This window comes from Rhodococcus maanshanensis NBRC 100610, from assembly GCF_001894865.1.
GTDB lineage: Bacteria > Actinomycetota > Actinomycetes > Mycobacteriales > Mycobacteriaceae > Rhodococcus_G > Rhodococcus_G maanshanensis.
The window spans coordinates 198,151-220,180 of sequence record NZ_BCXA01000005.1 but is presented as its reverse complement, the minus strand read 5'-3'; the positions used below and the strand labels follow the sequence as shown (position 1 = coordinate 220,180).

At 68.1% G+C, this 22,030-nt stretch carries 12 protein-coding genes; all 12 read left to right on the top strand.

Features of this window, described 5'->3' with window-relative positions; genetic code table 11:
• Positions 1-127 precede the first annotated feature (127 nt).
• The 12 genes from fadD5 to RM1_RS03590 all read left to right on the top strand — a co-directional run bounded on the left by fadD5 (position 128) and on the right by RM1_RS03590 (position 22,005).
• Positions 128-1,714, top strand: a complete 1,587-nt coding sequence (gene fadD5 / locus RM1_RS03645; RefSeq protein ID WP_072750023.1) for a fatty-acid--CoA ligase FadD5 — start codon at positions 128-130, stop codon at positions 1,712-1,714.
• 321 nt (positions 1,715-2,035) lie between these two features.
• A complete protein-coding gene (locus RM1_RS03640; RefSeq protein ID WP_072750022.1) occupies positions 2,036-2,845 on the top strand; it encodes an MlaE family ABC transporter permease in 810 nt (269 codons plus the stop codon).
• The gene (locus RM1_RS03635) at positions 2,845-3,705 is read left to right on the top strand and encodes an MlaE family ABC transporter permease (protein WP_072750021.1); all 861 of its coding nucleotides are present in this window, start codon (positions 2,845-2,847) and stop codon (positions 3,703-3,705) included. The genes RM1_RS03640 and RM1_RS03635 overlap by 1 nt, the downstream gene beginning before the upstream one ends.
• Before the next feature lies 1 nt (position 3,706).
• Positions 3,707-4,936 carry an MCE family protein gene (locus RM1_RS03630; protein WP_072750020.1) on the top strand — a complete coding sequence of 410 codons (1,230 nt, stop codon included), beginning with the start codon at positions 3,707-3,709 and terminating at the stop codon, positions 4,934-4,936.
• Entirely contained in the window at positions 4,933-5,997 is a 1,065-nt protein-coding gene (locus RM1_RS03625) for an MCE family protein (protein ID WP_072750019.1), read from the top strand. Before RM1_RS03630 ends, RM1_RS03625 begins: the two co-directional genes overlap by 4 nt.
• Entirely contained in the window at positions 5,997-7,043 is a 1,047-nt protein-coding gene (locus tag RM1_RS03620) for an MCE family protein (RefSeq protein ID WP_072750058.1), read from the top strand. The genes RM1_RS03625 and RM1_RS03620 overlap by 1 nt, the downstream gene beginning before the upstream one ends.
• Positions 7,040-8,155, top strand: a complete 1,116-nt coding sequence (locus RM1_RS03615) for an MCE family protein (RefSeq protein WP_072750057.1) — start codon at positions 7,040-7,042, stop codon at positions 8,153-8,155. The genes RM1_RS03620 and RM1_RS03615 overlap by 4 nt, the downstream gene beginning before the upstream one ends.
• Positions 8,155-9,237, top strand: a complete 1,083-nt coding sequence (locus RM1_RS03610) for an MCE family protein (RefSeq protein WP_072750018.1) — start codon at positions 8,155-8,157, stop codon at positions 9,235-9,237. Before RM1_RS03615 ends, RM1_RS03610 begins: the two co-directional genes overlap by 1 nt.
• The gene (locus RM1_RS03605) at positions 9,234-10,451 is read left to right on the top strand and encodes an MlaD family protein (RefSeq protein ID WP_072750017.1); all 1,218 of its coding nucleotides are present in this window, start codon (positions 9,234-9,236) and stop codon (positions 10,449-10,451) included. The genes RM1_RS03610 and RM1_RS03605 overlap by 4 nt, the downstream gene beginning before the upstream one ends.
• On the top strand, positions 10,441-11,022 hold the full coding sequence (locus RM1_RS03600; protein ID WP_245815998.1) for an Rv1363c family protein: 582 nt from the start codon (positions 10,441-10,443) through the stop codon (positions 11,020-11,022). The genes RM1_RS03605 and RM1_RS03600 overlap by 11 nt, the downstream gene beginning before the upstream one ends.
• 34 nt (positions 11,023-11,056) lie before the next feature.
• Complete coding sequence (locus RM1_RS03595) at positions 11,057-11,962, top strand: oxygenase MpaB family protein (protein ID WP_072750016.1); 906 nt, start codon at positions 11,057-11,059, stop codon at positions 11,960-11,962.
• A 506-nt stretch (positions 11,963-12,468) separates the two neighbouring features.
• Complete coding sequence (locus tag RM1_RS03590; RefSeq protein ID WP_072750015.1) at positions 12,469-22,005, top strand: non-ribosomal peptide synthetase; 9,537 nt, start codon at positions 12,469-12,471, stop codon at positions 22,003-22,005.
• Positions 22,006-22,030: the final 25 nt, after the last annotated feature.

The following is a 22,030-nucleotide window of genomic DNA, read 5'->3' as shown; positions in this document are numbered from 1 at the left end:
CCAGTTCGGGCCGGGTCCGGCATGCGAATCCTTGTTAACAAAAACGCCGCATGGCGGGTCTTGTATTGCCATACTGGGCGCATCCGTGAGGGTACGTCAGCCACACCGTGCCAGGGAAGGAACACAGATGTCGTTCAGCGATGATCTGCTCTCGCAGCCGCTGCAGTCCCGGAGGAACCACTGGAACAATCAGGTCGCCACTCACGCGCTGATGCGGCCGGATGCGGTCGCACTGCGATTCCAGGGAGCCACCACCACCTGGGCCGAGCTTCATCGGCGCTCGGAGTCGTTCGCGGATGCGCTCGCTCGGCGGGGCATCGGGGCAGGCGACCGGGTGCTACTGGTCATGCTCAACCGTCCCGAGTTCCTTGAGGCGGTTCTCGCGGTCAATTCCCTTGGCGCCATCGCAGTTCCGGTCAACTTCCGCCTGACGCCGCCCGAGATCGCGTTCATCGTGACCGATAGTGGCGCCACCGCGGTCGTCACCGACGTGCCGTTGGCGCCACTGGTCGCCGCGGTGCGCGGTCAGGTCCCGGCACTGTCGACCTGCGTCGTGGTGGGCCAGCCGGGTGTGGAAGGGGCGCTCGGCTACGAGGAGTTGCTCGCGGAAGGCGGGTCGGCGCATGCGCCGATCGACCTGGTCGAGGACACACCTGCCCTGATCATGTACACCTCCGGCACGACCGGTAGCCCGAAGGGGGCTGTGCTGTCGCACGCGAACATGCAGGCGCAGGCACTCACCTGTATCCGGGCCCTGCGCATGTCGGGCGGCGACGACATCGGGTTCTGTGCCTCGCCGATGTTCCACATCGCCGCGCTCGGCAGTATGGCGCCCTCCCTCGTGCTCGGTGTGCCGACGGTGATCCATCCGCTCGGCGCGTTCAACCCAACCGAGTTGCTGGACGTATGGGAGGCGGAGCGCGTGACCACGGCCTTCCTCGTACCGGTGCAGTGGCAAGCAGTGTGCGCGGAACCCACCGTGCGGCAACGTGACCTGGCGCTCCGGGTCATCAGCTGGGGCGCTGCGCCCGCGTCCGACGTGGTGTTGCAGGCGATGTCGGACACCTTTCCCGACGCGGTCAACGTCGCGGTGTTCGGGCAGACCGAGATGTCGCCCATCACCTGCGTCCTGGACGGCGAGGATGCGGTGCGCAAGCTGGGGTCGGTCGGCAAGGTCATCCCGACGATCCAGGCCCGCATCGTGGATGACGAGATGAACGATGTGCTCGCCGGGCAGGTCGGCGAGATCGTCTACCGGGGCCCCACGATGATGCGCGAGTACTGGCGCAACCCACAGGGCACAGCCGATGCGTTCGCGGGCGGCTGGTTCCACTCCGGAGACCTCGTCCGCCAGGACGAAGAGGGGTTCATCTTCGTCGTCGACCGCAAGAAGGACATGATCATCTCCGGCGGCGAGAACATCTACTGCGCCGAGGTCGAGAACGCGCTCTTCGCGCATCCGAAGGTGTTGGAGGCGGCAGTGATCGGACGCTCCGACGACCGGTGGGGTGAGGTCCCTGTGGCCGTCGTCGCGCTGCGGGGTGACGATCTCACCCTCGACGAGCTGTCCGAATTCCTCGATGAGCGACTGGCCAGGTACAAGCACCCGAAGGAATTGATCATCGTGGACGCGCTGCCGCGCAACGCCAGCGGCAAGGTGGTCAAGGGTGACCTGCGCAAGAACCACGGATCGGTGTCGATGACCGCCGGCTGACAACGAGGCGGGGTGGGCGTGGGCGACGATGAGGGTCGTCCACGCCTCCGCATCGCTGCATCGGAGGTTCTCCGCTCGTCTCGCGTAGTCTCAAAGCTCTGTTAACTCGTGTCGTATCTGCGTGTATCAGATAGAACGAAATATTCTGTTGACAACGAGTTTTGCGCATCTCGATCGAGATGCTGCGCGGTCGTCGTGGCCGAAATCCATGAGAATCATCGTTTACTTAATCCTTGCGGTGGGCTGTCTGCCGTGAGAGGCTTCACACACTCGGAGCCCACAGGGCTTCGATCGCGAACTGGCTGAGAGGGGGCTCTGGCGATGACGTACGAACTACCGGTCGCCAAGGGGCCCGTTCGCGACGTCGCGAACCAGGGCGGGTACCTGATCGGTTTCGCGGTTCTGTCGCTCGTCGGGTTGGCTCGCGCCGTGTTCCGGCGTCGTTTGTCGCTGCACGAGACCATCACCCAGACGTTGTTCATCGGCCGGGTCAGCACCGGCCCCTCGTTGCTGCTGATGATCCCGATCGGCGTGTTCATCGCGGTGTCGGTCGGCGAGCTCGCGGGCCGGATCGGCGCGGGTGGGTACTCGGGCGCGGTGGTGGCGTTCATCATCGTCGGTCAGGCCGCCGCGCTCGTGTGCGCGTTGATGATGGCGGGCGTGGCGGGTTCGGCGATCTGTACCGACCTGGGGTCACGCAAGATCCGCGAGGAGATCGATGCCATGGAGGTCATGGGCATCGACGTCGTCGAGCGTCTGGTCGCGCCCCGGCTGGTCGCCGCGGTGGTGGTCTCGCTCGCGCTGTGTTCGATGGTGACCTTCGGCGGCGTGATGGCCTGCTACCTCTATCATATTTACGTTCAACATCTTCCGGCCGGAACGTTCATGTCGACCTTCAGCCAGTACGGGCGGATGTCCGACTTCGTGATGGCGCTGGTGAAGGCGGCGATCTTCGGCCTCACATCGACCCTGGTCGCAACCTTCAAGGGCTTGCACACCAAGGGCGGACCGCGCGGAGTCGCGGACGCGGTCAACGAGGCGGTGGTGATCGCCTTCGCGCTGGTGTTCATCGTCAACGCCGCGCTGTCCGCGCTCTACACAGTGATCGTCCCGGCTGTGGGGTCCTACTGATGGTGGGCTTCGACACGATGGTCCGCGCGCGACGTCGGTCAACGGCGCCCGCCAGGGCGGTCTACGGAGCACTGGTCGACGTCGGCAAGCACGTGACCTTCTACTCACGGACGGTCGCGTCGATTCCGTTCGCGCTCACGAGGTACCGCAAACATGTCCTCGGTCAGATCAGCGAGGTCAGCTTCGGCACGAACTCGCTGCTCTCCGGGGGCGGCACCGTCGGAATCGTGTTCGCGATGTCGCTGGCCGCCGCGATGATGCTCGGTGTCGAGACGCAACGCGGACTCGAGCTGGTCGGGATGACGACGATGTCGGGAATGCTCTCCGCCATCGCGAACACCCGCGAGCTCGCCCCTGTCGTGGTCGCGATCGCGCTGGCGGCCAAGGTGGGCACCGGATTCACCGCGCAGATCGGCGCGATGCGGATCTCGGACGAGATCGACGCGCTAGACGCGATGGCGATCCGCTCGATCCCGTTCCTCGCGGGCACCCGGGTGCTGGCCGCCATGGTCTGCGTCCTGCCCATCTTCATGGTCGGATTGCTCGCGAGCTATCTCTCGACACGGCTGGTGATCGTGTTCTGGGGTGGCGCCTCCGCGGGAACTTACGACTACTTCTTCCACCTTGCACTGTCCCCGCAGGACCTCGTGTACTCCGCCCTCAAGGCGGTGGTCTTCGCCGCGGTTGTCTCGCTTGTGCACTGCGCGTACGGCTACTACGCCTCGGGCGGACCCGCGGGGGTCGGGCAGGCTGCGGGCCGCGCCCTGCGCACCGCGATCCTCGCGATCGGCGTCCTCGATGTGCTGATGACCTTCGCGCTGTGGGGACTGGTCCCCGAGATCCCGGGAATGGGGGTCTGAGGTGGACCAGTTCACGGGGCGGTCGCGTGCGAGCCTCGCGCTGCGCGGGGCGATCGCGGTGCTGGTCGGTGCGCTCGTCGCGGTGACGATGGTGCTGCGCGGATCGGGGAATCTGCGCAGCGATCCCGTGGTGGTCGTCGCCATCCCGGCCTCGGCCGGCCTGATCACCGGTGAGGCGCCGGTGCGTTACTCCGGTGTCAACATCGGCCGGATCGCCGGAATCGACTCGGGCACAGAATCTTCTGTGGTGCGCCTGCAGATCGATGCCGCCGCGATCGGGCAGGTTCCGTCCTCGGTCCGCGCACGGGTAGTACCCCGGACGTTCTTCGGGGACATCTACATCCAGCTGGTCGACGCCCCGGACGCTCAGGCGGGGTCCGCGCTCGCGGACGGCGACGCGATAGCGGTGGATGCCGGTCCGGACGCGGTGGCGCTCTACGGGGTCTACAAGAAGATGGTCGACGTTCTCGACCAGATGCAGCCACAGAAGATGCAGACCGCGCTGACCGCGCTGGGCCAGGCGCTCGACGGCCGGGGGGAGACGGTCGGTCGAATCGTCGACCAGCTCGGTTCGGCATCACGAACGCTGGCCCCAGCCGCAGAGCGGTTCGTCGCCGCCACTCCCGAGTTCCGTTCGGTGATGGCGGCGCTCGACTCGGCCACGCCGGACGTGCTCGCCACCCTGACCGCGGCGACATCGGTGTCGCAGCGAATGGTCGATCACGGCGGGCAGGTTGCGGCGATGTTGGGGAGCGCGGCGGGATTCGCCTCGGTGGCGTCATCGTTCGTCGGGGAGCAGCGCGATCAGATCATCACCGTGGTCGATTCGACCGGAACCATCCTGGCGACCACCGCGGCGAACCCGTCGGGGTTGGTCGACACCCTGACCGGCGCCGAGACCTTCGGGGCGGCGGGCGCACGCGTGTTCGCCACCGGAAAGTTCAACATCACCGCGGTGCCGACGTTCCAGGGTCCGCTGCCGTATACGGCGTCCGACTGCCCGCACTACGGAGACGAGTATGGCGCCGACTGCGGTGGGGCCCAGTCCTTGTCCGCGCAACCGGGACGCCAGCCCGTGGTCGACGTGGGGCGTGAGGCGCCGGTGCTGAACCTCCTCGAGGCCGGCCTGGGGGAGAAGAGCACGAGCACCGATCCGGAGGCAATGCCGAACCCGGCGACCGTCGTCATGCTCGGACCGATGGTGCGGGGCAGCGAGGTGACCGTCCGATGAAGATCGGTTGGGTGCCCGCGCTGAAGGCCATCGGCTTCTGCGTCACCGGCGCGCTGTGCGCGTCGTTCGTGGCGAACACGCTGACGGTTCCGGTGCGCGGGGCCACCGACCGGTACACGCTCGAATTCACCGACGTGGAGGGGCTGAACCCCGGCAACCCGGTGACCATGGCCGGCGTCCGCGTCGGTCGCGTCGAGACCATCGACTTCGCCGACGCGGGCGGCGGCACCAGCAAGGCCGTGGTCCGGATCGAGGTCGGGTCGGAGCACACGCTGGCCAGGGACGTCACGGCCGCGGTCCGATACGGCGACATGCTCGGCGCACGCTACATCGCGCTGACACAACCGGACGGTGCCACGTTCGACACGGTGGCGCTCGCGACCCGAAACGACCGGCAGCGCCCGGCCGCCCTCGAGCCGGGCGGGCTGATCCCGGTCGCGCAGACCACGCCGCCCGTGGACCTGACCGCGCTGATGAACGGGTTCCGTCCGCTGTTCGACGCGCTCGCCCCGGATCAGGTCAACACCCTCACCCGCGGATTCGTGGAGACGTTCAGCGGTCAGGGACAGACGATCGCGGCCCTGCTCGCGCAGATCGGCTCCCTGAGTACCGGGCTGGTCGATCGGCAGGACGTGATCGAGCGGTTGGTCGACAACCTGGCCTCGTTGCTCGGTTCGGTCGAGGCGAGGGCCCCTCAGCTCGAGCAGTTGCTGGCGGGGCTCAGCGGGCTGAGCACCTCGGTGGCGGGCAACAGCGATCAACTGATCGCGCTGCTCGGCGACGGTAATCGTGCCGTTGCTCAGATGGCACAGGCGATGGCCCGGTCCAACGGGGCGTTCGGGAGATCGGTGACCGACCTGAAGGCGGTGACCGACAGTTGGGTCGCGAGCACCGACGAGTTCAACGCCTTCGTGGCGAAGATGCCGGAGTTCGGGGCCACGATCAACCGGATGGGCAGTTACGGCGGGTTCGTCAATCTCTACCTCTGCAACTTCACTCTGAAGGCGGGCGACGTGGAAGCGAACATCTTCGGCACCACGCATTCCCCGGTGTGCTCATGATGTTCCTGGTGAAACTGATCGACATGTTCGTCGGCGTCGTGCGGTTCCTGTTCACCGGCGACCGACGGCCGGGCAGTGGCACGCCGATGGTCCTCGGCGCGCTCGGGATCGTTGCGCTGGTGGCGGGCCTCGGCATCGCGATCGGCGCGCCGAAGGCGTGGTACGTGGCGCGGACCAGTCCCTTTGTCGCCGAGCTCGACAACGCCGCCGGATTGTCCGGCGGTGACCCGGTCTACGTGGCCGGGGTGCCCGCCGGTCGGGTGGAGGAGATCGAGCTGGCCGGCGATCATGTGCGCGTCGACTTCCGGCTGGACAAGCAGCAGCCATTGGGCAATCAGAGCACCGCAACGGTGCGGCTCAAGACCGTGCTCGGCAAGCGATACCTCGAGATCGTGCCCGCCGGGGTGGACGACGGCGGCACCGTCATACCGCGCTCCCGCACCACAGTTCCGTACAGCCTCGACGACGTCAGCAGGGACGCGACGGCGGCGGCCGAGGGTGTCGATGTCGACTCGATACAGGCGATGATGACCACGTTGTCACAGATCATGCCGGCCGATTCGGACCAACTCGGGAAGACCCTCGCCGGGCTCAGTGGCGCATCGGCCGCGTTCGCCGAGAACGGGCAGCAGATCGACGAACTTCTCACGATGTCCCGGTCGCTCTCAGATCTCGTTGTCCGTCAGAGTGATTCGCTGGCGACGACCATGTCGAACGCGCAGACCGTGGTGCAGATCCTCGCCGTCAGGAAGCAGGCGCTGACCGAACTGGTGGACAACCTCAGTGCGGTGGTGGCAACACTGTCCACGTCGATGGCCGACCATCAGGAGGAGTTCGGCCAGCTGGTCACGAACCTCGTGTCGATCACCGACACACTGAGGACCAACGCGGGCAACATCGAGCTGATGATGGATCGGCTGCCACCCGCACTCCGTTCCGCGACCGATGCGACCGGAAACGGGGCCTGGACCGACGTCAATGCGCCCGCCGCGGTGATCCCGGACAACATGCTGTGCGCCCTCGGAGTGATGCAGGGGTGCAGATGACCACCGCTCGATTGTCGCGAGTCGCGACCGCGCTCGCGCTCGCCGTCGGGCTGGTGGCGGCGGGATGGTTCGTCTTCGCCCGCACCGACGACTCGAAGACCGTGTACGCGAACTTCGCCTACGTCAACGGGATCTACCCCGGCAGCAAGGTCACGGTGCTCGGGGTCCCGGTCGGGTCGGTGATCGCGGTGCAGCCCGAGGGCACCTCGGTGCGCGTGACGATGACGGTGCCCGGCGAGGTGGAGCTGCCCGCCGACGCGAATGCCTATGTGCTCAACCCGTCGGTCATCAGCGACCGACACCTCGAGCTCGGACCCACCTACGGTGGCGGGCCGAAGCTCGAGGACGGTGCCGAGATCCCCGTGGAACGCAGCCACGCCCCGATCGACTTCGACGGGCTGATGGGCAGCATCAGCACGCTGACCGATGCCCTCGGCGGCGCACCGGACCGGCCGGGTGGCAGCGCAGGCGACCTGTTGACCGAGGTCGCGGACAACTGGCGGGGCAACGGCGATCAGTTCAACGCCGCCATCAAGAACCTCAGTGCGGCAACGGGAGTGGTCGGAGCGCGGGCCGAGGACATCGGTGCGCTTGTGCGCAACCTCAACACGCTGATGACCGCGCTGGATGCCCGCCAGGTCAGCCTGGACACGCTCGTCGCCGACCTCGGAGAGCTGGGGGACGAGTGGTCGGCGCAGAAGATCGACATCGCAGGACCGCTGCAGGACCTGCGCGTGGTGCTCGATCAGGTCAACAGCTTCATGACCCGACACGGAGACGATGTGGGCACGATTGCCGAGAACACGCGGGTGCTCGGCGACTCGCTGGCGGCGAACCAGGCGGGACTCGCCGAGTTCATGGACGTGGTGCCGCTGCTGATGCAGAACCTGTCCAACACCGTCGGCCCCGACAATCGGGGCCGGATCCGGCTGAATGTCTCGACGGCGCTGACCCAGTTCGCCGTCGCGAAGCCGCTCTGCGATGCCTACCCGCTGCCGCTGTGCACCGGGGCCGGGTTCACCAATCCGATCTCGTTCCCGGTCAGTGCCTCCGATCCGCTCGGCATCGTCTCGGCGGTCACCGGTGGTGCACTGCCGCCGAGGGGGAACTGATGCGCCGCAGATTGATCGGTCTCGCCTGCGCCGCGGTGGCAGGCAGTCTGTTCCTCGCCGGCTGCGGCGTCGGCATCGCGGATCTGCCGCTCGGCCGCACGGCGGACGGTCCCGACTACGCGGTCACGCTGCAGCTCGCCACCGCGGATGGATTGCTGCCGGGTGCCGATGTGCTCAATGGGCAGAAGGTGATCGGTCGCGTCGCCGCCCTGGCGACCGACACGGTGGGGGCAAGGGTCTCGTTGAGTCTCGAACTCGCAACCGAACTGCCGGACAACGTCGAGGCGTCCGTGGAACTGCCGTCGGCGCTGGGGAACCCGTTCATCAGGCTCGCCGAACCCGCGCAGCCCTCGTCGCGACCGCTGCGGGAGGGCGATGTCATCGTCGAGTCCCGCACGACGATCGGACCGCAGATCGAGAGCGCGCTCGCCACCCTCGGCACGATCGTCAGCGGAAGCGGGTTGAGCCAATTGCAGACCGTCGTCGGCGAGTTGAACACGGCGTTTGCGGGCCGGTCGGGTGAGGTGCGGGGACTGATGGACACGCTGGCCTCTCTGATGGCAGGCGCCACCGCCAATCGGAGTGAGTTCGACGCCGCCATCGATCTCGCGGCGCGGGTCTCACAGCAGTTGGTGGACCAGCAACGCGTGGTCGACGGCTACCTCGAGGCGATGCCGGGTGCGGTCGAACTGCTCACGCAGCAAAGAGATTCCATCGCATCGCTGCTCGCCTCGACGACCGCACTGGCGAGCAATGCCGACGTAATTCTCGCCGCATCGCCGCGGGGCATCGACGGCATGCTCGCCGACGCCGGCACGGTGATCGGGGCGTTGAACAGCGTCAACGGCAGGATCGCCTCGACGCTGGACAACATGAACACCTTCCTGGGGAACTTCGGGCGCTCCGTGCACGGGGACTATCTGAACTTCGATGGCGCGCTCGACATCCCGGGCGGTATCGACAAGCTGATCACCGGGGGATCGCTGCCAGGCGGTGCCGTGAGCGCGCCGGCGGGAACACTGGCATCGTTGTTGGCAGGCGGTGTCCCGCTGCCTGCGCCGACCCCGGGTGGTGTCCGATGAGACGCCTCGTGCTGGTCCAATTGGTGCTGTTCGCCCTGACATCGGCGATCGTCATCCCGTTCGGCATCAACTACGTCCTCGGGCCGCAGGCGTTCGGGGATCCGATACGGGTGCATTCCACGATGACGGACGCGCTCGGGCTCACCGCGGGCACCAGCGTCACCTATCGGGGGGTCACGGTCGGGAAGGTGGCGGGTGTCTCGCTCGACCCCGACATCCGTGGTGCCCGTGTGGAGTTCGACCTCGACCCGGGGACCCAGATCCCGCGGGACAGTGTCGCCCGGGTCGGGATGGGGACAGCCGCAGGCATCCAGAACGTCGACATCTTCCCCAACACCGATCGAGGCCCTTATCTCACTGAGGGTGACGAGCTCGCCGCGCCTGCCGAGGAGCAGCCGGTCCAGATGAGTCAGATGATGTTGCAGGCATCCCGACTGTTCGAGGACATCGACCCGCGGGCGGTTCGCGATATCGGCACGGAGCTCGGTGCATCGTTCGACGGTCTCGGTCCGGCGATGGCGAGCATGATCGAGCACGGTGACCGGCTGTCGGCTCAACTCGACGAGCAGGCCCCGACGCTCAAGACCCTTCTCGAGCGGACCACGATTCTGGTCGGAGCGATGGCGGGACAGTCCGATTCATTCGGGCGGGGGATGGCGGCGGCGCGCAATTTCACCGAGCAGCTCGACTCGAGCGGGCCGGTTCTCGTCTACCTCGCCGACACCTCCCCACAGGCACTCGGCAATGCCAGGGCCCTGTTCGATCGCTACCACGACACATTCGGGGCCGTGCTCGCGAACCTGGTGACCGTCGCGCCGGTCATCTCGGACCGCAGCGACGCCCTCGCCGCCGGTCTCGTCGACATCCCGCGGGGTCTGGGCAAGCTGGAGTCGATCGTCACAGGGGACCGGGCGAACTTCGCTCTCGTCGCCACGCAGGGGCCGGTCTGCAGTTACGACACGGTGCGCAGGGCGGTCGGCGACGTGAGTCCGACCGAGACCGACCTCACCTACTACTGCCCGCCGGGAACGAACATTGCGCAGCGTGGTGCCAGGAACGCACCCCGCCCGGGCGGCCTCGGCCTGCAGAACGCGACGACGCCGGGGACGGCCATCGGTCCCCCTGTGGTCGCCGATCCGATCCTCATCCCGACCGGGGTCGAGGCATTGAACTACTGGAAATCGCTTCTGGAGGACCTCGGACATGGCAACTGACAACATGGTCGCGGCGCCGCCGCGTGATCCCGGCGCGATGCAGGCGACCGAGCACGCGGAGGACGACCCCCTGTCGGCTCCTCGCGCGATCCGTTCGCTGCGTCGACCACCGGTCCTCGTGGCGCTCCTGCTGGTGCTCGCGTTGCTCGCGACGGCAGCGGCGCTGACGATTCAGGTGCTCCGTGCCCGGCACCTCGACGAACTGCGCGCCGAGGCGGTCGACATCGCGCGGGAGTACTCGGTGGCGATGTCCTCGTTCGACTTCCAGAGCCTGGATGCGAACCGCGACGCGATCATGGAGATGTCGACCCCGGCGTTCGCGGACAAATACAACCAGATGGTCGACGCGCTCGCGCAGATAGTCACCGAGGGCAAGGGGCAGGCGACCGCCAGCGCGGACCATGTGGCGGTCGAGCGCATCGACTACTCATCCGCGCTGGTGCTCGTCTTCGTTGACCAGCAGGCGAAGAACGTGGTCTCGCCCGACGGCAACTCCCAGAAGTACCGGATGGTGGTCTCCCTCGTCCGTCAGGGCGACCGATGGGTCGTCGACAACGTCGACACGAAATAGCTGACGAGAACGGTCACCAGGACAGGGGAAATCGATGCCCGTGCACTACCCGAAGGACTCGGCCGCCGGACCGGCCCTGACCACGGCGCAGACCAGGATCCGGATCACCTCGTCTGCGCGCAGGTGGACGCGGCGACCCGCGCACATCTCCGAGGCACTGGATTTCTGGTCCTTCGCCGGCGGCGCGGCGAACGTGGTGATGCAGCTGGGCTGGCCCGAGGTGGCCTACGGGGTGATCGAGAGCAAGGTGGAGTCCGGCAGCCTGATGCGCCATCCCTGGAAGCGGGCCAGGACGACCTTTCAGTACCTCACCGTCGCGATTCTGGGAACCGACCAGGAACGTCTCGCCTACCGCGAGGCCGTCAACGTCGCGCACCGTCAGGTGCGCTCGGACGAGAACAGCCCGGTCAGGTACAACGCTTTCAATCGCGAGCTCCAGCTGTGGGTGGCGGCGTGCCTGTACATCGGGTTCGAGGACACCCACCAGCTCCTGCACGGCACGATGTCGGCGGAGGAGGCGGAGTCGTTCTATCAGTCGTCGAGCACGCTGGGGACCACCCTGCAGGTCACCGAGGAGATGTGGCCGGCCACCAGGGCCGACTTCGACCGTTACTGGAACAACGCCTGCTCGCGGGTGTCGATGGACGACACGGTCCGCACCTATCTGATGGACCTGGTGAACCTCCGGATGATCGGGTGGCCGCTGCGGCTGGTCTTCGGGAACCTGTTGACCTTCCTGACCGTCGGTTTCCTGCCGCCGCTGTTCCGTGAGGAGCTCCGCGTCGAGTGGAACGAGGACGATCGCAGGCGGTTCGAGCACCTGTTCGTATTCGTCTCGTTCGTCAACCGGTTTCTGCCTCGCTTCGTCCGGCACGGAGCCAACTACGTGCTGATGCGCGACATCCGCAGGCGTATCGGCGCCGGACGCGCGTTGATCTAGTCCGCCGGGGCGGGTTTCGCCGAAATGTGATGAACGCTAAGTTACTCGCTAGTAACAGGCGCGTGCTGGTAGCAAATAGCGCGTAACGCGTGTCGGCTGAATGGGTCTCCCGTCTTCGGTGTGCGATGATTTCGGTTGCTGTATTGCAGGTCATGACGGACTGCGTGCTGTGGCGGGGGTCATTGGGAGGTGGAGGCAGGCTACGCAACCTGCACAGGCCGATCGAGCGACCCTCGACGCGGTCGCTGGACCGTGCGCGCTGTTCACCGATCGCGGGCACCCTCGCTGACGTGGACTTATGCGCGTGACGCCAGGTTCCTTCGGGAAAACGGCTAACGCGGATCGGCCGAGCGGCGATGAGATGGATGGACTGAACGGAAGACCATTTCGCCGCTTGGGCGGGGCCATGACGGGATACAGCGACGAGTGTTGTCGAGATGGGGGAGCGAACGTTGGACGCCCTGGGTACGGTCGGACCTGCTGAACCTTCGGATGAAGGGGCGCAGGTGAGCGCGCACCCGCAGGATGCCGCACCGTTTCCGCTCTCGTCCGCCCAGCGTGGCATGTGGTTCGCTCAGCAGGCCGCAGGAGACGTTCCCCTCAACATCGCCCAGTACGTCGAGGTCGACGGCGTCCTCGACGTGGACGTCCTCACGGAGGCCTGCCGGTTCGCAGGCATGGAGCTCGGCTCTGCGTACATGCGACTGATCGCCGATGACGGCCTTCCGCAGCAGATCATCGATCGAACGATCGACGATCGCGTCGACTTCGTCGATTTCTCGGGGCACGAGGACCCGGTCGCGGCGGCGCAGGCCTGGATGCGCAACGACTACGGATCCGCGCGCGACCTGTTCGTCGAGCGCCTCAACGTGTCGACGGTTCTGAAGCTGGCCGACGATCGCAGCTACTGGTACTGCCGCTTCCACCACATCTCCATCGACGGCTTCGGTGCGATGAACACGCTCAACCGTGCCGCAGAGGTGTACACGGCGCTCGTGGAGGGCCGGGAGATCGCTCCTGGCAACGCGGCGGATCTCGTCGCGATCTACGAGGACGAGCTCGTCTACCGGAACTCCGACCGGTTCCAGCGTGACCGGGAGTACTGGATCGAGCGGGTCGCCGACCTGCCCGCGGCGCCCAGTCTCGCGGGCCGTACCGCGCCCGTCGATTCGCATGCCACCGTGGCGGGCGAGCAGGTTCCGCCGTCCACGGCCGAGCTGCTCGGCGCGACGGCGTCCGCGAGCGTCGTGGGTGAGACCCCGGCCATCGTCGCCGCCTTCGCCGGCTACCTCGCCGCGATGACCGGCAATGCCGACGTGGTGCTGAGCCTGCCGGTCTCCGCACGGGCGTCCGCGCTGCTGCGCCGGTCGGGTGGCATGGTGTCCAATGTCGTCCCGATCCGGCTGCGGATCGACGGTGACACCACCATCGACGACCTGATGGGGAAGGCGAACCTCGAGCTGACCGGCGCCCTGCGGCGCCAGCGGTATCGGCACGAGGACATGCGCCGCGACGCCGGAACCGTCGACGGCCAGCGCGGTTTCTTCGGACCGTCGATCAACATCATGATGTTCCACCGCGAGATCAAGCTCGGTGATCTCACGGGCCGCCTCACGGTGCTCAGCACCGGTCCCGTGGAGGACCTCGCCGTCAACCTCTACCCGAGCGTCGCGGGCAAGAGCGTGCAGATCGACTTCGAGGGCAACCCCAACCTGTACAGCGCGTCGGATCTCGACGGCTACCACCACCGATTCCTGAGCTATCTCGAGCGCTTCCTGTCGGCGTCGCGCGATTCCGCGGTGCGCGGCGTCGACCTCCTCGAGGCGGGGGAGGCGGAGCGTCTCCGATCGCTCGGCGCGGGTGCGTCGGCCCCCTTCGAGTCGAACATCCTCGATCGCTGGGAAGAGAGCGTTCGGCGTGACGCGGGCGCGGTCGCGGTTGTCGGTTCCGGCAAGACCGTCACAAGGGGTGAACTCGACCGGCGCGCAAATCAGCTTGCGCGCGAGCTGATCGCCAGGGGCGTCCGGGCCGACGACATCGTGGCGCTGATGGTGCCGCGGTCGGTGGACTGGGTCGTCGGGATGCTGGCCGCATGGAAGGCGGGGGCCGCCTACGCCTACGTCGACCCGACGCTGCCAACCGATCGGGTGCAATCGATCCTCGAGGACTGCGCGGTGAGCTGCGTGGTCGCCACGAGCGCGTGGGAGCGGGCGGGATTCGACGGACAGGTCATCCTGCTCGACGATCCGATCTCGCAGGCCGCCGTCGCCGAACTCGACCCCACCGCTCCCGCGAACCGGTGGGCCGAGCCGCACGCGGGCGAGCGCATCGCCTACGTCATCTCGACCTCGGGTTCGACCGGCAGGCCGAAGCCGACGCTCGTCCCGATGTCCGGGTTCGCGAACAACGTGGAGTGGTACCGGGGGCACGTCGCCCTCGAACCGGGCCAAGGTGTTCTCGTCGCGGGCTCGCCGAGCTTCGACCAGACACAGAAGAATGTCTGGGTCGCGCTCTCCGAGGGCTGGTCGCTCCACCTCGCAGGCGAGCCGTTCGATCCGGTGGAAGTGCTCGACATCGTCGAGGGTGGCGTCGCTCGGGCGGCGAACATGGCGCCGAGCCTGTTCAACGTCCTGCTCGATCACGACACCAGGGGCGTCCTTCCCGAACTCGATGCCGTCTTTCTCGGTGGCGAGGCCATGCGTACGGAGCGGCTGGGGCATCTCGCCGCGGCGGGTACCCGGCTGGTCAACCACTACGGTCCCACCGAGGTGACCGACATGACGACCTTCCATGAGTTGGTCGTCGACCACGCGAGCTACCCGGACGGACGGATCCCGATCGGTGGGGCGCTCCCCAACGTCGACCTGTATGTCCTCGACGAGCGCCTGCGGCCGGTCCCTGCCGGGGTGACCGGGGAGCTGTACGTCGGCGGTGCGGGTGTCGCGCGTGGGTACGGCAACCGGTTCGATCTCACGGCGTCGACCTTTGTCGCGGACCCGTTCCGCGGCGCCGGTGCGCGCATGTACCGCACCGGCGACGTGGTGTGGTGGAACTCCGATGGCGAGCTCGAGTTCCAGGGCCGCAGCGACTTCCAGGTGAAGATCCGCGGACTCCGGATCGAGCTGGGTGACATCGAGGCCGCGGTCCTCGCGCACCCCGACGTGGTTGCGGCCACCGTGCTGGTCCACGAGAGCGACCTCGGGCAGCGGCTGATCGGCTACGCCGTTCCCGTCGCGGGCGCCGACCTCGACGTCGCCGCCGTCATCGGTCACGTCGGCGAGCTGGTGCCCAGTTACATGGTGCCCGCGTCGATCATCGTGCTGGATCGGCTGCCGCTGACCGCGAACGGCAAGGTGGACCGGAAGGCGTTGCCGGAACCGGATTTCCGTACCCCGGTCTCGGCGTTCGTGGCGCCTGCCACCGCGATGGAGAAGACCATCGCCGCGGTGTTCGCCGAGGTGCTCGGCCTCGACGAGGTCAGCGTGGAGGACAGCTTCTTCGCGCTGGGCGGCGACAGCATCATGTCGATCCAGCTGGTCTCCCGCGCCAAGGAGGCCGGCGCGGTCTTCACGACCCGGGATGTGTTCGACTGCAAGACGGTCGCGGGACTCGCCGAGGTGGTCACGCGCCGTCAGCTCAGCGACGACGTCCAGGTCGTGCTCGACGAGTTGCCGGGCGGTGGCGTCGGTGACCTCCCGTTGCTGCCGGTGGTCCGATGGATGGTCGATCGCGGGCGCTTCGACCGGCTGGCACAGGCCGTCCTGTTGACGCTGCCCGACGCCGTCGACGACGGACATCTGCGTGACGCCCTGCAGTCCGTGCTCGATCACCACGATGCGCTGCGTTCGCGCCTGGCGCGACATGCGGACGGGGAGTGGAACTTCCAGGTCGGCGAGCCCGGTTCGGTGCGCGCCGGTGATCTCATGCGTACGGTCTCCCTCACGGTCGAGCCCGGTACCGATGAGTTCGAGGCAGCCGTCGACGAACTGCTCGACGCGGCCGCCGATCGCCTCGACCCCGCGGCCGGGGTGATGGTGGCCGTGGTCAGGACGACCTCGCCGTCCGGTGCTGGTCGGCTGCTGATCGTGATCCACCACCTCGCCGTCGACGGTGTCTCCTGGCGGGTGCTGATCCCCGACGTCGCGTTCGCGTGGTCGAACACCGCCGCCGGACAGCCGGTGGCGCTCGAGCCGGTCGGCACCTCCATGCGCCGGTGGGCGCACAGCCTGCTCGAGGAGGCGGGCAGCGACGCCCGCGCGGCCGAGTTCGACCGCTGGCGCGAGGTTCTCGACGGGCCGGACCCCGTGCTCGGCTCGCGCGCGCTGGACACCGCCGTCGACACGGCGGAGACCGCACGGACGGTCCGGATCGACATCTCGCCCGAGGTCACCTCGGCCGTGATGACCAGCATCCCTCGCGCGTTCCACGGCGGAGTCAACGACGGACTGCTGTCGGCGCTGCTGCTCGCGGTGGCCCGCTGGCGCCGCGACCGCGGCGTCGACGAGTCCTCGGTCCTGTTGTCCCTCGAGGGTCACGGACGCGATGACGACGTCATCGCCGGGGCCGATCTTTCCCGCACCGTCGGCTGGTTCACCAGCATCTTCCCGGTTCGCCTCGACCTCGAGGGCGCGGACCTCGACGACGCGCTCGCGGCGGGTCCGTCCGCGGGAGCGGTGGTCAAGGCCGTCAAGGAGCAGCTGCTCGCGGTTCCCGACGGCGGCCTCGGCTACGGCATGCTGCGTCACCTCGGGGAGGTGACCGGTGCCCGTTTGGCCGCCATGCCCGAGCCGCAGATCATCTTCAACTACCTGGGACGCACGGCTTCGGTCGGCGAGCACCTCATCGGCGCACCGTGGACGCCGGACGATTCCGTCGGCATCGGCGGATTCATGTCGACCACCGACGGCACGACCCCGTTGTCGGCGACCGTCGAGATCAACGCGGGCATCGAGGGCGAGGGGCCGAACGCGCACCTGGCCGCCTCCTTCACCTTCGCGGGCGGGCTGCTCAGCGAGGACGAGACCCGATCGCTCGGGCACTGGTGGGCCTGCGCCCTCGAGGCCATCGCGACCTTCGCCAGCGGAAGCGACGCGGGTGGATTGACGCCGTCCGACCTGAATCTCGTCGAGCTGTCGCAGAAGCAGGTGGACCGGCTCGAGCAGCGGTACCCGAAGCTCACCGACGTGTGGCCGCTCGCGCCGTTGCAGCACGGCATGTACTTCCATTCGCTGCTGTCCTCGGACGTCGACGTCTACACCGCGCAGATCCTGCTCGAACTCGGTGGCCAGGTCGATGCCGATCGTCTCCGGACGGCCGGGCAGGCGCTGATCGATCGGCACGAGAACTTCCGGACCGCCTTCGTCCAGGAAGAGGACGGTGGCGAGGTCCTGCAGGTGCTGCTGCACGACGCGCAGTTGCCGTGGACGCAGACCGATCTGTCGTCGATGGACCCGCAGGCCGCCGCGGTCGAGGTGGAGCGGATGCTGGAGGCGGATCGGACCACCCGATTCGATCTCGGCTCGGCGCCGCTGACCCGCTTCCACCTGATCAAGACCGCGCCCGCGAAGTGGCTGCTCACGGTCACCAACCACCACATCCTGATGGACGGCTGGTCGACCCCGTTGATCATCCGCGATCTGCTGACCCTCTACGCGGCGGCCGGCTCGTCCGACGTGCTGCCGAGGGCCCGCTCGTACCGGGACTTCCTGTCGTGGCTCGCGGCCCAGGACGCCGAGGCCACCAAGGCCAGGTGGCATCGGGTGCTCGCGGGCATCGAGGAGCCGACGCTGCTTGCGGCGCGCAGCGAGTCGGCAGCGGAGGATGCGGTGCCCGAGGAGGTGACCGCGGCGCTGTCCGCCGATCTCGACCGGCGCCTGTCCGAGCTGGGCCGGACCCTCGAGGTCACCACGAACACCTTGCTGCAGGCGGCCTGGGGCGTGGTGCTCGGCCAGCTCACCGCCCGCGACGACATCGTCTTCGGTGCCACCGTCTCGGGACGTCCGCCGGAGTTGGCTGGCGTGGAATCGATGGTCGGCCTCTTCATCAACACGGTCCCCGTCCGGATCGAGCTCGATTCCGAGGAGTCGGTCGCGGAGCTGCTCTCCCGTGTCCAGCGTGAGCAGTCCGAGACCCTCGGTCACCAGCACATGGGGCTGAGCGAGATCCTGACGGCGCAGGGCAAGGGAAACCTGTTCGACACCCTGGTGGTGCTCGAGTCCTACCCCGTCGACAGGCAGGGGCTCACCGAGCACTCCGACATCGCGGGCATGCGTCTGCTCGATGTCGGGGTCCGGGACGGCTCGCACTATCCGCTCGCGGTCGTCGGACTGCTCGGCGAGACGCTCGAGCTGAACCTCAAGTACATGCCGTCGGTATTCGACCGCGCGTCTGTCGAGGGCTTCCTCGGCCGCCTCGTGCGGGTACTCGAGGCGTTCGCGGCGGACCAGAATGCGCGCGTCGGCGGAATCGAGTTGCTCGGGGCCGACGAGCGAGCCCGGCTGGTGCCCGTGCGCGGCACGGACTCGGTCGCGGGATCGACTCTGCCCGAGCTGCTTTCGGCGGCCGCTGCGGCCAACCCGCAGTCGGTGGCGCTGGTCGCAGGTGACCGCGAGCTGACCTACGCGGAGCTCGACGAGCGCTCGAACCGGGTGGCCCGCGCGCTCATCGCGGCCGGTGTCGGCCCGGAGACGTTCGTGGCGCTGGCGTTGCCGCGCTCGGTTGAATCCGTGCTCGGTGTGTGGTCGGTGTCCAAGGCCGGCGGCGCGTACCTGCCGATCGACCCCGGATACCCCGAGGACCGGATCGCCCACATGGTGTCCGATTCGGGCGTGCGCATCGGGCTGACCGTCGCCGCGCACCGCGCGGGGCTGCCCGAGTCGGTCACCTGGGTCGTGCTCGACGATCCGCAGTTCCTCGCGCGCTGCGAGGAACTGGCGGCGGGCACCGTGGCCGACGCGGAGCGGTCGGCACCGCTGTGGCTCGAGCACAGCGCCTACATGATCTACACCTCGGGCTCCACAGGATTGCCGAAGGGCGTCGTCGTCACCCATACCGGGCTGGCGAACTTCGCCAGCGAGCAGCGGGAGCGGTATGCGGTGTCCGCATCCTCGCGCACGCTGCACTTCTCCTCGCCGAGCTTCGACGCCTCGGTGCTCGAACTGCTGCTCGCGGTCTGCGCAGGCGCGACGATGGTGATCGCCGGACCGGAGATCTACGGCGGCGAGGAGCTGCGTGCGCTCCTGGCGACCGAGGGCGTCACCCACGCCTTCGTCACCCCGGCCGCGCTGGCGACCGTCGATCCGTCCGGACTCGACACCGTGCGCACGGTCGTCGTCGGCGGCGACGCCTGCAGCCCGGACCTGGTGGCGCGATGGTCCGTCGGCCGGGCGATGTTCAACGCGTACGGCCCCTCCGAGGGCACGGTCGCGACCAACATCAGCGACCGGCTCGTCGCGGGCGAGCCCGTCACCATCGGCGGGCCGATCCGTGGCGTGTCGGCTGTGGTCCTCGACGCGCGACTGCGCCCGGTCCCGGTCGGCGTCGCAGGCGAGCTGTACGTCTCGGGGGTCGCGCTGGCCCGCGGCTATCACGGGCGGGCAGGCCTGAGCGCCGAGCGGTTCGTGGCCGACCCGTTCGGCGCCGCCGGTGGCCGGATGTACCGCACCGGCGACGTGGTGCGGTGGGTCGAGGCGCCTGGCAGCGATACCGGCCTGGCCATCGAGTACGTGGGCCGCAGCGACTTCCAGGTGAAGGTGCGCGGCTTCCGCATCGAACTCGGCGAGATCGACGCCGCGCTCGGAGCCCACGAATCGGTCGACTTCGCGGTCACGGTCGGGCGTCCCGGTCCGTCCGGCGACATCCTGCTGGCCTCGTACGTGGTCCCGGTCTCCGAAGATGCGGTCGACGCCGCGTCGTTGAAGGAGTTCCTCGGCCAGAGCCTGCCGGGGCACATGGTGCCCTCGTCGATCGTGTTGCTCGACGCGCTGCCGCTGACGGTGAACGGCAAGCTGGACCGCAAGGCGCTGCCGGATCCCGAATTCGCTTCGGCCGGAAGTGACTTCGTCGAAGCCGACACTCCGATCGAGGAGACGGTGGCCGCGATCTTCGCGGAGGTGCTCGGCTTGGATCGGGTGTCGGTCGGCGATTCGTTCTTCGCGCTCGGCGGCAACTCGCTCTCCGCGACGCGCGTGGTGGCCAGGGTGAACTCGGCGCTCGGATCGGCTCTCGGCGTTCGAGACCTGTTCGAGGCCGCCACGGTCTCGGAGCTGGCGGCGCGCGCTGTCAGTGCCGAGGGTCGGGCGGCGCGACCGGCCCTTGTCGCGGCTGACCGGCCCGATCACCTGCCGCTCTCGCTGGCGCAGCAGCGGATGTGGCTGATCAACCGTCTCGACCCCACCTCGCCCGCCTACAACATCGCGATCGCGGTCCGGCTGTACGGAAACCTCGACTTCGATGCGCTGGAGGCTGCCGTCTCCGACGTGCTGGCGCGGCACGAGTCGGTGCGGACCGTCTACCCCGAGGACGAGGGCATCCCGCGTCAGGTGGTGCTGCCGGTCTCGTCCGTGCCGATCGACCTGAACCCGGTCACGGTCGAGGAGGACCGACTCACCGAGGGTCTCGTCGCGTTCGCGTCGCAGGGCTTCGACGTCACCTCGGTTCCGCCGCTGCGGACCCGCCTGTTCAGTGTGGGCGAGCAGGAGTTCGTCCTCGGCCTGGTGGTGCATCACATCAGCGCCGATGGCGCCTCGATGGGGCCCCTGGCACGGGACGTCATGCTGGCCTATGGGCAGCGCGTGACGGGCCAGGCGCCCGGCTGGGAACCGCTCGCTGTGCAGTATGCCGACTACGCGCTGTGGCAGCGCGAGGTGCTCGGTGCGGAGGACGCCCCCGAGTCCCTCGCCTCGCGTCAGCTCGACTATTGGGAGCGCGCGCTGCGCGGGATGCCCGGGCTCATCGAGCTGCCGACGGACCGGCCCCGTCCGGCGCGACAGTCGATGCGCGGCGGCAAGGTCGACTTCGAGATCGGCGCGGACCTGACCGCGCGCCTGCACGAGCTCGCGCGCCGCAGCGATGCGACGCTGTTCATGGTCGTTCACGCGGCGCTGGCGGTCCTGCTGGCGCGCCTGACCGGTGGCGAGGACATTGCGATCGCCACCCCGGTGGCCGGGCGTGGCGAGGCCGCGCTCGACGACCTGGTCGGCATGTTCGTCAATACCCTGGTGCTGCGGACCTCGGTGGATCCAGGTGCCCGGTTTGCGGAGGTCGTGCAGCAGGCGAAGCGAGTGGACCTCGAGGCCTACGCGCATTCAGACGTGCCGTTCGACAGCGTTGTGGAACGTCTCAACCCGGAGCGCTCGCCCGCGTACTCGCCGCTCGCGCAGGTGATGCTCTCGTTCGAGAACCTCGGCCGCCCCACCCTGGAGTTGCCGGATCTCACCGCATCGGAATTCGACAGCGGCCTGGTGCCCGCCAAGTTGGACCTGCAGCTCACGGTTCTCGAGAACCGTGACGCCGAGGGCGCCGTGTCCACGCTGTCTGCCGCTTTCCTCTATGCGACAGATCTGTTCGACGAGCCCACGGTGGCACGCTTCCCGGATCGGCTTCTCCGGATCCTCGAGGATGTCACCGAGGACTCGGCCGCGATCGTGGGTGACATCGACATCTGGAGCGAACCCGCAGACACGGTGACCGAAGCCGAGGGCGGCGGACCCGGTGTCGACGACCTGCCCGCGTTGGTCGCGCAGGTGGCAGAGTTCGCCGCGGGCGATGTCGCTCTGAACCATGACGGTATCGCCGTCACCTATGGGCAGTTGGACGAGCGGCTCAAGCTGCTCACCGCATCCCTGGCGGATCGTGGCATGGCGGTCGAGGCGATCGTGACCACCGCGTTGACGAGCCTGGTGCCGACCATTCTGCTAGGGGCGGGCGGCAGCGGCGCGGGAGACGGGTTCGCGGACGTGCTCGCCCGACTGGTCGAGGATGCGGCAACCCGGGTGGCCGGCCACACAGACGATCCACTGGTGCGGGCGGTGACCGGAGGATGAGCAACCGTGCCCGGCCATAGGTCGG